The following is a 12,607-nucleotide window of genomic DNA, read 5'->3' on the forward strand; positions in this document are numbered from 1 at the left end:
CATGGCCAGCGAGGTCCGCATCAAGATCCTCTTGGAGTGTACGGAGTGCAAGCGCCGCAACTACGCCACCGAGAAGAACAAGCGCAACACCACCTCCAAGCTGGAACTCAGGAAGTACTGCCCCTGGTGCGATAGGCACACGGCGCACCGGGAAGTGAAGGTCTGATGTTCGCCCGGATCGTCCGCTACTTCCAGGAGGCCCGGGCCGAGCTCGCTCGGGTCACCTGGCCCACGCGGGAGCAGGTTATTGAGGGGACCCGGGCCATTCTGATCTTCACCCTGGTGGCCATGGTCATCCTGGGGTTTTACGACCTGGTCTTCCGCTTCCTGGTAGGGCTCTTGCGATGAGCATCGAATGGTACGCGGTCCACACCTACGTGGGGCAGGAGGAGAAGGCCAAGGCCAACCTGGAGAAGCGGGTGAAGGCCTTCGGCATGGGGGATAAGATCTACCAGGTCCTCATCCCTACGGAAGAGGTGGTGGAGGTGCGCGAGGGGGGGAAGAAGGAGATCCTCAAGCGCAAGCTCTTTCCCGGGTACCTCTTCGTCCAGATGGACCTGGGGGATGAGGAGGAGCCCAATGAGGCCTGGGAGGTGGTCCGGGGTACCCCCGGCATCACCGGCTTTGTGGGGGCGGGCCACCGGCCGGTGCCCCTTTCCCCGGACGAGGTGCGGCACATCCTCCAGGTTTCCGGCCTCCTGGGCAAGAAGGAGGCCCCCAAGGCCCAGGTGGCCTTCCGGGAGGGAGACCAGGTGAGGGTCGTCTCCGGCCCCTTCGCCGATTTCACCGGCACCGTGACCGAGATTAACCCCGAGAAGGGCAAGGTCAAGGTCATGGTCGCCATCTTCGGGCGGGAGACCCCTGTGGAGCTGGACTTTTCCCAGGTGGTTAGGGCCTAAGGGCGCTTGCACCCCCAACTTGGGGGGAGCCTAGGAGGGAAAAATGAAGAAAGTCGTTGCCGTAGTCAAGCTACAGCTTCCCGCGGGCAAGGCCACGCCCGCGCCCCCGGTGGGGCCCGCCTTGGGCCAGCACGGGGCCAACATCATGGAGTTCGTCAAGGCCTTCAACGCCGCCACGGCGGGCATGGGGGACGCCATCGTCCCCGTGGAGATCACGGTTTACGCCGACCGCTCCTTCACCTTCGTCACCAAGACCCCGCCCGCCAGCTACCTCATCCGCAAGGCCGCGGGGCTGGAGAAGGGGGCCCACAAGGCCGGCCGGGAGAAGGCGGGGCGGATCACCTGGGAGCAGGTGTTGGAGATCGCCAAGCAGAAGCTGCCCGACATGAATACCACCGAACTCGAGGCCGCCGCCCGGATGATCGCAGGTTCGGCCCGCTCCATGGGGGTGGAGGTGGTGGGGATGCCGGAGGTGAGGGATGCCTAAGCACGGCAAGCGCTACCGGGCCCTCCTGGAGAAGGTGGACCCCAACAGGGTCTACCCTATAGACGAGGCTGCGGCCCTCGTGAAGGAGCTCGCCACCGCCAAGTTTGACGAGACGGTGGAGGTCCACGCCAAGCTGGGCATTGACCCCCGCAAGTCCGACCAGAACGTCCGGGGCACCGTCTCCCTCCCCCACGGCCTGGGCAAGCAGGTGCGGGTCCTGGCCATCGCCAAGGGGGAGAAGATCAAGGAGGCGGAGGAGGCCGGGGCCGACTACGCGGGGGGCGAGGAGGTCATCCAGAAGATCCTGGACGGCTGGATGGACTTTGATGCCGTGGTGGCCACCCCCGACGTGATGGGGGCCGTGGGTTCCAAGCTGGGCCGCATCCTGGGCCCCCGGGGCCTCCTTCCCAACCCCAAGGCGGGGACCGTGGGCTTCAACATCGGGGAGATCATCAAGGAGATCAAGGCGGGGCGGATCGAGTTCCGCAACGACAAGACCGGGGCCATCCACGCCCCCGTGGGCAAGGCGAGCTTCCCCCCTGAGAAGCTCGCTGACAACATCCGGGCCTTTATCCGGGCCCTCGAGGCCAGCAAGCCGGAGGCGGCCAAGGGCACCTTCCTGCGCTCCGTCTACGTGACCAGCACCATGGGGCCCAGCATCCGCATCAACCCCCAGTCCTGAGACGAGGGGGTTTTGGGCCCGGCGTCTTCTTGACTCCGGGCCTTTTCCTTCGTACACTCCTCTATGGCACCCCGGGCGCATGGCGCCCAGGCCCAAGACAGCGGGGGGCTTAGGCCTTAAACATCCCGCCGAGGCGCTTGAGGGGGAGCGTTTCGCAAAGATCCCAAGGAAATCGGTCGGGGTTCCCCTGCCCCAAAAGGGAGGAAGGCGTGCCAAGCAAGCGCAACATCGCCCTTCTCGCCGCCCTCAAGGAGAACCTTGAGCGGGCCCATGGCTCCTTCTTCCTGGTGAACTACCAGGGGCTATCCGCCAAGGAGACCCACGCCCTGCGCCAGGCCCTGAAGGAGAAGGGGGCCAGGCTCTTCGTGGCCAAGAACACCCTGATCCGCATCGCCCTGAAGGAGCTGGGCCTGCCGGAGCTGGACGGCCTTTCCGGGCCTAGCGCTGTGGTCTTCTACGGCGACCCGGTGGCCGCGGCCAAGGCCCTCCAGGAGTTCTCCAGGAAGAACCCCAAGGGCATTCCCCAGGTCAAGGGTGGGCTTTTGCAGGGCCAGCCCCTCTCGGCCAAGGACCTCTTGGCCCTGGCGGAGCTCCCCACCATGGACGAGCTCCGGGCGGAGCTCGTGGGCGTGCTCCAGGCCCCCATGGCCGAGCTTGTGGGCGTTTTGGGGGGCTTGGGCCGCGAGCTGGTAGGGATCCTCGAGGCGTACGCGGAGAAGAAGGCGGCTTAGGAGGTAGGAGATGGCTTTGGACATCGAGCGCATCAAGGAAGAGCTTTCCCAGGCGACGGTCTTGGAACTCAAGCAGCTCATCGACGTCCTCAAGGAGGCTTGGGGCGTGACCGCCGCGGCTCCTGTGGCCGTGGCCGCTGCTCCCGCCCAGGCCCAGGCGGCGGCCCCCGTGGAGGAGAAGACCGAGTTTGACGTGGTCCTCAAGGAGGCCGGGGCCAAGAAGCTGGAGGTCATCAAGGAGCTTCGGGCCATCACCGGGCTCGGCCTCAAGGAGGCCAAGGACCTGGCGGAGAAGGGCGGCCCCATCAAGGAGGGCATCCCCAAGGCCGAGGCCGAGGAGATCAAGAAGAAGCTGGAGGCCGTGGGCGCGGTGGTGGAGCTGAAGTAAGGCCGCACCACGGGGTGCCCCCCGGGGCCTGGGCCCCGGGGTTTTCTTATAGTGGGGGCATGGAGCTTCCCCGCGTGGTGGTGGGGCTTTCCGGGGCCAGCGGCATGCCCTACGCCCTGGACCTCTTGGAGGCCCTTTCGGGCCTGGCCGAGGTGCACCTGGTCCTCTCCCAAGGGGCCAAGCGGGTCCTCTTTGAGGAGATGGGCTTAAGCCCCAAGGACCTTTATCCCCTAGCGGCGAGGGTCTACAAGGACGGCGACCTGGGGGCCCCCATCGCCTCCGGCTCCTTCCCCACCCGGGGGATGGTGGTGGTCCCCTGCTCCGCCACCACCCTGGCCAAGGTGGCCCACGGCCTGGCGGACACCCTCCTCACCCGGGCCGCCTACGTGCACCTGAAGGAGAGGCGGCCCCTCATCCTGGTGCCCCGGGAGACCCCCTTGCCCCTCTCCACCCTAAGGGCCATGGTCCAGGCGGCGGAGGCGGGGGCCCTGGTCCTTCCCGCAAGCCCCGGGTTTTACCACCGGCCCAAGGCGATCGCCGACCTCTTGGGCTTCATCACCCAGCGCATCCTGGACCACCTGGGCCTTCCCGCCCACCGGGCCCCGAGGTGGGGCGAACCGGAGTAGCATGACGCTTTTTCGCCGCCTTGCGGTGATACCATGGGGCCGATGACGCTCACCCAAGAGCAGAAGCTGGTCCTGGACACGGTGCGCCAGGTGGCCAAGGAGATCCTCCACCCCCTGGCCCCGGAGTACGACCGCACGGGCCAGTACCCCTGGCCCCAGCTCAGGGCCCTAGGGGAGCTGGGCTTCTTGGGCATGACCACGCCCGAGAGCTGGGGGGGCGCCGGGCTGGACTCCGTGACCTGGGTGTTGGCCCTGGAGGAGATCGCCGCCCATGACCCCAGCGTGGCCGTGATCCTCTCCGTTACCTCGGGCCTTCCCCAGTACATGCTCCTCCGCTTTGGCACCGAGGAGCAAAAAAGGCGCTACCTGGTGCCCCTGGCCCGGGGGGAGTGGATCGGGGCCTTCTGCCTCACGGAGCCCCATGCGGGCTCCGATGCCAAAAGCCTCCGCACCGAGGCCAGGCGGGTGCCCGGGGGGTTCGTCCTGAGCGGGGTGAAGAGCTGGATCACCTCCGCCGGGCAGGCCCACCTCTACGTGGTCCTGGCCCGCACCGAGAAGGGCATCAGCGCCTTCTTGGTGGAGAGGGGCACCCCGGGGCTCTCCTTTGGCCGGCCGGAGGAGAAGATGGGCCTGCACGCCGCCCACACCGCCGAGGTGCGCCTGGAGGAGGTCTTCGTCCCCGAGGCGAACCTCCTGGGGGAGGAGGGGCGGGGGCTGGCCTACGCCCTGGCGGGCCTGGACTCAGGGCGCCTCGGCGTGGCCGCCCAGGCGGTGGGCATCGCCCGGGGGGCTTACGAGATCGCCAAGGCCTACGCCGACCAACGGGAGCAGTTCGGCAAGAAGCTTAGGGAGCACCAGGCCATCGCCTTCAAGATCGCCGACATGCACGTGAAGATAGAGGCGGCCCGGGCCCTCACCCTGAAGGCGGCGGAGAAGAAGGACCGGGGGGAGCGGTTCACCCTCGAGGCCAGCGCCGCCAAGCTCTTCGCCAGCCAGGTGGCCGTGGAGGTCACCCGGGAGGCGGTCCAGGTCCTGGGGGGGTACGGCTACCACCGGGACTACCGGGTGGAGCGCTACTACCGGGACGCCAAGGTGGTGGAGATCTACGAGGGGACCTCGGAGATCCAGCGCCTCATCATCGCCCGGGAGCTCTACCGCTAGCCCCTTCCCTTTCCCCCACCCGGGGATTAGGGTGGAAAGGGTATGCTCCGCCGCCTCCTTGGCCTCTCCCGCCCCCTCTACTGGCTTTACGAAAGGCGCCTTTTGAAGGAGGTGAAGAGGGGCCCCATGCCCCGGCACCTGGGCCTTATCCTGGACGGAAACCGCCGCTTTGCCCGGGCCTTGGGCCTTCCCCCCGCCAAGGGCCACGAGTTTGGGGTGCACAAGGCCTACGAGGTCTTGGAGTGGTGCCTGGAGCTGGGCATCAGGACAGTCACCGTTTGGGTCTTCTCCACGGAGAACTTCCGACGCTCTCCCGAGGAGGTGGAGGCCCTCATGGGCCTCTTCGTGCGGGAGGCGGAGAGGATGGCGGAGGACCACCGCATCCTGGAGCACCAGGTCCAGGTGCGCTTCATCGGCAGGCGGGAGGGGTTTTCCGAGAAGGTGCTTTGGGCCATGGAGCGCCTCGAGGCCAAGACCCGGCACCACCAGGGCATGGTCCTCAACATCGCCATGGGCTACGGGGGGCGGGAGGAGATCGTGGATGCGGTGAAGCGGCTCCTTCTGGAGGCGGAGGAAAGGGGCCTCTCCCCCAAGGAGGTGGCCCAGGCCCTCACCGGAGAGGAGATCGGCAGGAGGCTCTACACCGCAGGCCTGCCGGACCCCGACTTCATCATCCGCACCTCGGGGGAGATCAGGCTTTCTGGCTTCCTCCTCTGGCAGTCCGCCTACTCCGAGTTCTACTTCGCCGATGTCCTCTGGCCCGAGTTCCGCAAGATAGACTTCCTCCGCGCCCTGAGGAGCTACCAGGCCCGGGAGAGGCGGTTTGGGCGTTGACAAAAGGGGGGCTTTCGTATATCCTTACCCCCAGAATGCTGGCCCGCGAGAAAAAACTCGGCCGCCGGGGGTTAGGGTAGCCCTCTAAGGGCTCCTCATCCCCCGGCCCGAGTGCGGGCCGGTTTTCTTTTGGGGAGGGGCGCATGCGGGAGTGGAAGATCATAGACTCCACCTTGAGGGAGGGCGAGCAGTTTGAAAGGGCCAACTTCTCCATCCAGGACAAGATAGAGATCGCCAAGGCCCTGGACGAGTTCGGGATCGAGTACATTGAGGTCACCACCCCCATGGCCTCCCCCCAGTCCCGCAAGGATGCGGAGGTCTTGGCCTCCTTAGGCCTCAAGGCCAAGGTGGTGACCCACATCCAGACCCGTCTGGACGCGGCCCGGGTGGCGGTGGAGACGGGGGTCCAGGGGATTGACCTCCTCTTCGGCACCAGCAGGTACCTGCGGGCGGCCCACGGGCGGGACATCCCCCGGATCATTGAGGAGGCCCGGGAGGTGATCGGCTACATCCGGGAGAAGGCCCCCCACGTGGAGGTGCGCTTCTCCGCCGAGGACACCTTCCGCTCCGATGAGGGAGACCTCCTCGCCGTCTACCGGGCCATCGCCCCTTACGTGGACCGGGTGGGCCTGGCGGACACCGTGGGCATCGCCACCCCCCGGCAGGTCTACACCCTGGTGCGGGAGGTGCGGCGGGTGGTGGGGCCAGGGGTGGACATAGAGTTCCACGGCCACAACGACACCGGGTGCGCCATCGCCAACGCCTTTGAGGCCATTGAGGCTGGGGCCACCCACGTGGACACCACGATCCTGGGGATCGGGGAGCGGAACGGCATCACTCCCCTAGGGGGCTTCCTGGCCCGGATGTACACCCTCCAGCCCGAGTACGTCCGCAGGAAGTACAGGCTGGAGATGCTCCCCGAGCTGGACCGGATGGTTGCCAGGATGGTGGGGGTGGAGATCCCCTTCAACAACTACATCACCGGGGAGACGGCCTTCAGCCACAAGGCGGGGATGCACCTCAAGGCCATCTACCTGAACCCCGAGTCCTACGAGCCCTACCCCCCTGAGGTCTTCGGGGTCCGGCGGAAGCTCATCATCGCCTCCAGGCTCACGGGCCGCCACGCCATCAAGGCCAGGGCCCAGGAGCTCGGCCTCCACTACGGGGAGGAGGAGCTCCACCGGGTCACCCAGCACATCAAGGCCCTGGCGGACCAGGGGCAGCTCACCCTCGAGGAGCTGGACCGCATCCTGAGGGAGTGGATCATGGCATGAGGCTAGAGCTTGCGGAACTCTTCCTCGGTGAGGCCTGCATCGCGGAGGATCCGTTTGAAGGTGCCCTTGGGAAGCTCTCCGCTGTGGAAGGGCACCACCACGATGCGGCCGTCCGGGTGCGCGTAAAGCCTATGCCCACCCTTGGCCATGCGTTCCACGAACCCGAGGCGGCGGAGCTTTCGGGCCACCTCCTCCGGCCTAGGCGGCATCCACGCTCACCTCTGCTGTTTTCACGTCCTGGGGAAGCGGTTTTCCTTCGGCCTTCAGGAAGGCTAGAACCAGTTCCAGGGCCTCTTTGGCCCGGGCTAGGGCCTCCTCAGGGCTTTGGCCGAAGGAGTGGGCTTGCGGCACCGCGGGGAACTCGGCGACCCAAACCCCTGGAGTTTCCGGGTCCGGGTAGATGAGGACCGTGTACTTGGGCATACCCTCAGTATAGGAGGCGCACATGGGACAGACCTTAGCGGAAAAGATCCTCTCCCACAAGGCGGGAAGGCGGGTGGAGGCAGGGGAGCTTGTGGTGGTGGAGGTGGACCAGGTGATGGTGGTGGACTCCATCGCCGGGAGCTTCTTCAAGCGCCTGGAGTACCTGGGGGCCACCCCCCGCTACCCGGAAAGGATCTCCATCGTCATTGACCACGTGGCCCCCGCGGCCAACCTCGAGGTGGCCAAGGCCCAGAAGGAGATAAGGGAGTGGGGGCACAAGCACGGCATCCGGGTCTTTGATGTGGGAAGGGGGGTGTGCCACCAGGTCCTCGTGGAGGAGGGCCTGGCGAGGCCGGGCTGGGTGGTGGTGGGCTCGGACAGCCACTCCACCACCTACGGGGCGGTGGCGGCCTTCGGCACGGGGATGGGGGCCACGGACATCGCCCTGGCCGCCGCCTCGGGCCGCACCTGGCTGAGGGTGCCCGAGAGCGTTAAGGTGGTCTTCCGGGGGAGGCTGCCTAAGGGGGTCACGGCCAAGGACGCCGCCTTGGAGATGGTCCGCCTTCTCACGGCGGAGGGGGCCACCTACATGGCGGTGGAGATCCACCTCCTGGACGGGGCGGAAGCCCTTACGCGGGGCGAGCGCATGACCCTCGCCAACCTCACCGTGGAGGCGGGGGCCAAGGCGGGGCTCGTGGTGCCTAGCGGGGAGATCCTGGAGATGTACCAGGTCCCCGAGTGGCTCTACCCCGACCCCGATGCCCGCTACCAGGAGGTGGTGGAGATAGACCTCTCTTCCCTCACCCCCAGGGTCTCCGTGCCCTTTTTCGTGGACAACGTCCACGAGGTGGCCCAGGTCAAGGGGAAGCGGGTGGACCAGGTCTTCATCGGCACCTGCACCAACGGGCGCATTGAGGACATGAGGGCGGCGGCGGAGGTGCTTAGGGGGAGGAGGGTGGCCCCCTGGGTGCGGCTTTTGGTGGTCCCCGCAAGCTCCCAGGTCCTGGAGGAGGCCGCCAGGGACGGCACCCTCCTCACCCTCCTCGAGGCCGGGGCCACCCTCGGCACCCCGGGGTGTGGCCCCTGCATGGGGCGGCACATGGGGGTCCTGGCCCCGGGGGAGGTGTGCGTCTCCACCTCCAACCGCAACTTCCGCGGGCGCATGGGGGCCCCGGACGCGGAGATCTACCTGGCAAGCCCCAGGGTGGCCGCGGCCAGCGCCGTGGCCGGGTACCTCACCACGCCGGAGGAGCTGGAGGAAGCCCATGCCTAGGGTCTTCAAGTTCGGCGATCAGGTCAACACCGACGACATCCTCCCCGGCAAGTACGCCCCCTTCATGGTGGGGGAGGACCGGTTCCACCTCTACGCCTTCGCCCACCTGCGGCCTGGGTTCGCCCAGGAGGTGCGGCCCGGGGACCTCCTGGTCTTCGGGCGAAACGCCGGGCTTGGCTCTAGCCGGGAGTACGCCCCCGAGGCCCTGAAGCGGCTTGGTATCCGGGCCATCATCGCCAAGAGCTACGCCCGCATCTTCTTCCGCAACCTGGTAAACCTGGGCATCGTTCCTTTTGAGTCAGAGGAGGTGGTAGATGCGCTAGAGGATGGGGATGAGGTGGAGCTGGACCTAGAGGGGGGGGTTCTGGTCAAGGGGGAAAGGGCCTTCCGGCTCAGGCCCCCGCCCCCCTTTCTCCTGGAGGCCCTGAAGGAGGGCTCCCTTCTGGACTACTACAAGAAGCACGGGCGCTTCCCAGGGGAGTAGACTCTAGGCATGGAGGACCTGGAGATCACCTGTCCGGTGTGCGGCGAGGCCAGCGTGGTGCCGGCCGAGGATCTGGAGACCCTCGAGGCGGGGGACGCCTTGGAGTGCGAGGCCTGCGGGGCCTTCCTGGAGGTGGTCTCCGTGGATCCTCTGGAGCTAGCGGTGGCGGAGGGTGGCCTGGAGGGCTTCTTTGTGGACTGCCCCCGATGCGGCTACACCCTGGAGGTTTCCGAGGAGGAGGCGGGGGAGGAGGTGGAGTGCCCCGAGTGCGGCTTTCGCTTCCTGCCCGACTGGAGCGAAGTAGAGGAGGAGGACGAGGAATGGTAGCCACTTGCCCGGAGTGCGGTGCGGAGCTTGGGTTGGAAAACCCGGAGCTAGGCGAGCTTTTGGTCTGCGAGGAGTGCGGGGCGGAGCTGGAGGTGGTCTCCCTGGACCCCCTGCGCCTGGAGCCCGCCCCCGAGGAGGCCGAGGACTGGGGGGAGTAGGCCTGCCCTCCCATGGAGCCCGGGCCGGGCGTGTTCCGGCCCTACCCCTAGACCGCCATGTTGGCCATCCTTTACGACCGCATCCGCCCCGACGAAAAGATGCTCTTTGAACGGGCCGAGGCCCTGGGCATCCCCCTTAGGAAGGTCTACGCCCCAGGGCTGCCCATGGTCTTAGGGGAGAGGCCCGAGGACCTTGACGGGGTGACTGTGGCCCTGGAGCGGTGCGTGAGCCAAAGCCGCGGCCTGGCCGTGGCCCGCTACCTCACCGCCTTGGGCATCCCCGTGGTGAACCGGCCCGAGGTCATGGAGACCTGCGGGGACAAATGGGCCACCAGTGTAGCCCTGGAACGGGCGGGCCTGCCCCAGCCCAAGACGGCCCTCCTCACCGAGGCCGAGGAGGCCCTGAAGCTCATGGAGGCCTGGGGCTACCCCGTGGTCCTGAAGCCGGTGATCGGGAGCTGGGGGCGCCTCCTCGCCAAGATCACCGACCGGGAGGCGGCGGAGGCCATCCTGGAGCACAAGGAGGTCCTGGGGGGGTTCCAGCACCAGCTCCTTTACGTCCAGGAGTACGTGCGGAAGCCTGGCCGGGACATCCGGGTCTTCGTGGTGGGGGATAGGGCCATCGCCGCCATCTACCGGAGGAGCCAGCACTGGATCACCAACACCGCCCGGGGCGGGCAGGCGGAAAACTGCCCCCTCACCCCCGAGATCGCCGAGCTCTCGGTGCGGGCCGCAGAGGCGGTGGGGGGTGGGGTGGTGGCCATAGACCTCTTTGAGTCGGAAAGGGGCCTCCTGGTGAACGAGGTGAACCACACCATGGAGTTCAAGAACTCCGTGCACACCACGGGGGTGGACATCCCGGGAGAAATTCTGAAGTACGCGTGGAGTTTGGCCTCATGACCTTGCGGGAAGCGGTGGAGCGGTTGGTGGCGGCCTTGGCGCCCGAGGAGGTCTGGCTCTTCGGCTCTTGGGCCCGGGGGGAGGCCGGGCCGGACTCGGACGTGGACCTCCTGGTGGTGGTGCCCTACGAAGGGGATCCCAAGGAGCTTACCCTCCGGGGGTACAGGGTCCTGAGGGGGCGGGGCTTTCCCCTAGACCTCTTGGTCTACCCCCGTGCCCTCGTGGAGCAGAGGCTCGAGGAGGGGAGCCTTCTTCTTCGGGAGATTTTCCGGGAAGGGCGGTGCCTCTATGCGCGGGGAAGCGGAAAGGTGGCTTAGTCGGGCCCTCGAGGACCTGGACGCGGCCTTCTCCCTGGAAGCCTCCCGCCACCCCGATGTCCTGGCCTTTCTGGCGCAACAGGCGGTGGAAAAGGCGCTGAAGGCCGTCTGGGTAGAGCTTGGCCTCCTTCCGCCCCGCACCCACGACCTGGCCTACCTTTGGGAAGAGGTGGAGGATAGGGTGAAGGCATCTTTGAACCCCGACCATCTGGACTTTCTGACCCGCTTTGGCGTCCAGGCCCGCTACCCTGACCTGGAAGTTCGGCCGGAAGAGGCCCAGGAAGCCCTTTCCCTGGCCCAAGCCCTGGTGGAGGAGCTTAGGGGGTGGCTCCATGACCGGTAAGAAAACCCTCTCCATCGTGGGGGCCTCGGGGTACGCCGGGGGGGAGTTTTTGCGTCTGGCCCTTGCCCACCCCCACCTGGAGGTGAAGCAGGTGACCTCGAGGCGCTTCGCCGGGGAGCCCGTCCCCTTCGCCCACCCCAACCTCCGAGGACGCACGAACCTCAAGTTCATCCCGCCCGAGGGGCTGGAGCCCGCGGACATCCTGGTCCTGGCCCTGCCCCATGGGGTCTTGGCCCGGGAGTTTGACCGCTACGCCTCCCTCGCTCCCATCCTGGTGGACCTCTCCGCGGACTTCCGCCTCAAGGACCCCGGGCTTTACCGCAAGTACTATGGCGAGCACCCCAGGCCGGAGCTTCTGGGCCGCTTCGCCTACGCCGTGCCCGAGCTCTACCGGGAGAGGCTGAGGACGGCGGACTGGATGGCGGGGGCGGGGTGCAACGCCACGGCCATCCTCCTGGGGCTTTACCCCCTCCTCAAGGGGGGTGTGCTAAAGCCCTCCCCCATCTTCGTCACCCTCCTCATCTCCACCTCGGCGGCGGGGGCGGAGCCGAGCCCGGCTAGCCACCACCCCGAGCGGGCGGGGTCTATCCGGGTCTACAAGCCCACGGGCCACCGCCACACCGCGGAGGTGGTGGAGAACCTCCCCGGCAGGCCCGAGGTCCACCTCACCGCCATCGCCACCGACCGGGTGCGGGGCATCCTCATGACCGCCCAGACCTTCCTCCAGGACGGCTGGAGCGAAAGGGACGTGTGGCAGGCCTACCGGGAGGCCTATGGCTCTGAGCCCTTCGTCCGCCTGGTCAAGCAGAAGAAGGGGGTCCACCGCTACCCCGACCCCCGGTTCGTCCAGGGCACCAACTACGCCGACATCGGCTTTGAGCTGGAGGAGGACACGGGGAGGCTGGTGGTCATGACCGCCATAGACAACCTGGTGAAGGGCACCGCGGGCCACGCCCTCCAGGCCCTGAACATCCGCCTGGGCCTTCCCGAGACCCTGGGCCTGGACTTCCCCGGCCTGCACCCCTAGCATATACGTGTGCGCCGGGCCGCTCTTTACCCCCCGAAGGAGGCGAACCCGGGGCTCACCCGTGGCCCGGAAGAAGGGGCGCCCCAAGGCCGAGCTGGTGCGGGAGGCCCTCAGGAAGAGGCCCAGGGCCAGGTTCCCGCCTGGGTGGGCCTCGGGGCTAAGTACCCCACCGCGGCGAAAGCCGCGGTGGGGGCCCCCCAAAAGCCTTCCCCAAGCCCCGGCTCGGGCCCCCCATGTTGCGAACCAAAGTGCGGGCACTTAGCCAGGATCCCA

21 protein-coding genes are annotated in these 12,607 nt (G+C 67.4%); 19 read left to right on the top strand and 2 right to left on the bottom strand.

Annotated elements, in window-relative coordinates; all coding sequences use genetic code 11:
- The first annotated feature begins 1 nt into the window (after position 1).
- The 11 genes from rpmG (at position 2) to lysS (ending at position 7,082) form a co-directional block, all read left to right on the top strand.
- Positions 2–166: a 50S ribosomal protein L33 gene (rpmG, locus tag ATI37_RS08125; RefSeq protein ID WP_117237910.1), complete on the top strand. Its 165-nt coding sequence runs from the start codon at positions 2–4 to the stop codon at positions 164–166.
- Positions 166–348, top strand: coding sequence for a preprotein translocase subunit SecE (gene secE / locus ATI37_RS08130; protein ID WP_117237911.1), 183 nt, complete (start codon positions 166–168; stop codon positions 346–348). The genes rpmG and secE overlap by 1 nt, the downstream gene beginning before the upstream one ends.
- Positions 345–899, top strand: coding sequence for a transcription termination/antitermination protein NusG (gene nusG, locus ATI37_RS08135; RefSeq protein WP_117237912.1), 555 nt, complete (start codon positions 345–347; stop codon positions 897–899). Before secE ends, nusG begins: the two co-directional genes overlap by 4 nt.
- 43 nt (positions 900–942) lie before the next feature.
- Entirely contained in the window at positions 943–1,386 is a 444-nt protein-coding gene (rplK, locus tag ATI37_RS08140; protein WP_117237913.1) for a 50S ribosomal protein L11, read from the top strand.
- Positions 1,379–2,068, top strand: coding sequence for a 50S ribosomal protein L1 (gene rplA, locus ATI37_RS08145; RefSeq protein ID WP_117237914.1), 690 nt, complete (start codon positions 1,379–1,381; stop codon positions 2,066–2,068). Before rplK ends, rplA begins: the two co-directional genes overlap by 8 nt.
- A 209-nt stretch (positions 2,069–2,277) precedes the next feature.
- Positions 2,278–2,799: a 50S ribosomal protein L10 gene (gene rplJ / locus ATI37_RS08150; RefSeq protein ID WP_117237915.1), complete on the top strand. Its 522-nt coding sequence runs from the start codon at positions 2,278–2,280 to the stop codon at positions 2,797–2,799.
- A 10-nt stretch (positions 2,800–2,809) separates the two neighbouring features.
- Complete coding sequence (gene rplL, locus ATI37_RS08155) at positions 2,810–3,187, top strand: 50S ribosomal protein L7/L12 (protein ID WP_117237916.1); 378 nt, start codon at positions 2,810–2,812, stop codon at positions 3,185–3,187.
- A gap of 59 nt (positions 3,188–3,246) precedes the next feature.
- Positions 3,247–3,813 (top strand): UbiX family flavin prenyltransferase, encoded by a 567-nt coding sequence (locus tag ATI37_RS08160; RefSeq protein ID WP_117237917.1) that lies wholly within the window; start codon positions 3,247–3,249, stop codon positions 3,811–3,813.
- Between the two features lie 42 nt (positions 3,814–3,855).
- On the top strand, positions 3,856–4,974 hold the full coding sequence (locus tag ATI37_RS08165; protein ID WP_117237918.1) for an acyl-CoA dehydrogenase family protein: 1,119 nt from the start codon (positions 3,856–3,858) through the stop codon (positions 4,972–4,974).
- Between the two features lie 42 nt (positions 4,975–5,016).
- Entirely contained in the window at positions 5,017–5,808 is a 792-nt protein-coding gene (locus tag ATI37_RS08170; RefSeq protein WP_117237919.1) for an isoprenyl transferase, read from the top strand.
- 143 nt (positions 5,809–5,951) lie between these two features.
- Positions 5,952–7,082 carry a homocitrate synthase gene (gene lysS / locus ATI37_RS08175; RefSeq protein ID WP_117237920.1) on the top strand — a complete coding sequence of 377 codons (1,131 nt, stop codon included), beginning with the start codon at positions 5,952–5,954 and terminating at the stop codon, positions 7,080–7,082.
- Between the two features lie 2 nt (positions 7,083–7,084).
- On the opposite strand, the gene ATI37_RS08180 is transcribed toward lysS, so the two are convergent.
- Both ATI37_RS08180 and ATI37_RS08185 read right to left on the bottom strand, forming a co-directional pair.
- Positions 7,085–7,291 carry a type II toxin-antitoxin system HicA family toxin gene (locus ATI37_RS08180; protein ID WP_117237921.1) on the bottom strand — a complete coding sequence of 69 codons (207 nt, stop codon included), beginning with the start codon at positions 7,289–7,291 and terminating at the stop codon, positions 7,085–7,087.
- A complete protein-coding gene (locus ATI37_RS08185) occupies positions 7,281–7,505 on the bottom strand; it encodes a type II toxin-antitoxin system HicB family antitoxin (protein ID WP_117237922.1) in 225 nt (74 codons plus the stop codon). The genes ATI37_RS08180 and ATI37_RS08185 overlap by 11 nt, the downstream gene beginning before the upstream one ends.
- Before the next feature lie 22 nt (positions 7,506–7,527).
- Between ATI37_RS08185 and ATI37_RS08190 the strand changes: the two genes are divergently transcribed.
- Genes ATI37_RS08190 through argC form a run of 8 tightly spaced genes read left to right on the top strand, consistent with a single transcriptional unit; the run spans position 7,528 to position 12,334 of the window.
- The gene (locus ATI37_RS08190; RefSeq protein WP_117237923.1) at positions 7,528–8,778 is read left to right on the top strand and encodes a 3-isopropylmalate dehydratase large subunit; all 1,251 of its coding nucleotides are present in this window, start codon (positions 7,528–7,530) and stop codon (positions 8,776–8,778) included.
- Positions 8,771–9,262, top strand: a complete 492-nt coding sequence (locus tag ATI37_RS08195; protein WP_117237924.1) for a LeuD/DmdB family oxidoreductase small subunit — start codon at positions 8,771–8,773, stop codon at positions 9,260–9,262. Before ATI37_RS08190 ends, ATI37_RS08195 begins: the two co-directional genes overlap by 8 nt.
- 9 nt (positions 9,263–9,271) lie before the next feature.
- Positions 9,272–9,589 (top strand): paraquat-inducible protein A, encoded by a 318-nt coding sequence (locus tag ATI37_RS08200; RefSeq protein WP_117237925.1) that lies wholly within the window; start codon positions 9,272–9,274, stop codon positions 9,587–9,589.
- Positions 9,583–9,747, top strand: coding sequence for a lysine biosynthesis protein LysW (lysW, locus tag ATI37_RS08205; protein WP_117237926.1), 165 nt, complete (start codon positions 9,583–9,585; stop codon positions 9,745–9,747). The genes ATI37_RS08200 and lysW overlap by 7 nt, the downstream gene beginning before the upstream one ends.
- 57 nt (positions 9,748–9,804) lie before the next feature.
- Complete coding sequence (gene lysX / locus ATI37_RS08210; protein WP_117237927.1) at positions 9,805–10,647, top strand: lysine biosynthesis protein LysX; 843 nt, start codon at positions 9,805–9,807, stop codon at positions 10,645–10,647.
- A complete protein-coding gene (locus ATI37_RS08215; RefSeq protein ID WP_198665531.1) occupies positions 10,629–10,964 on the top strand; it encodes a nucleotidyltransferase domain-containing protein in 336 nt (111 codons plus the stop codon). Before lysX ends, ATI37_RS08215 begins: the two co-directional genes overlap by 19 nt.
- Positions 10,936–11,307, top strand: a complete 372-nt coding sequence (locus ATI37_RS08220; RefSeq protein WP_117237928.1) for a HEPN domain-containing protein — start codon at positions 10,936–10,938, stop codon at positions 11,305–11,307. The genes ATI37_RS08215 and ATI37_RS08220 overlap by 29 nt, the downstream gene beginning before the upstream one ends.
- Positions 11,297–12,334, top strand: coding sequence for an N-acetyl-gamma-glutamyl-phosphate reductase (gene argC / locus ATI37_RS08225; RefSeq protein ID WP_117237929.1), 1,038 nt, complete (start codon positions 11,297–11,299; stop codon positions 12,332–12,334). Before ATI37_RS08220 ends, argC begins: the two co-directional genes overlap by 11 nt.
- The last annotated feature ends 273 nt before the right edge of the window (positions 12,335–12,607 follow it).

This window comes from Thermus sediminis (genome assembly GCF_003426945.1).
Classification (GTDB): domain Bacteria; phylum Deinococcota; class Deinococci; order Deinococcales; family Thermaceae; genus Thermus; species Thermus sediminis.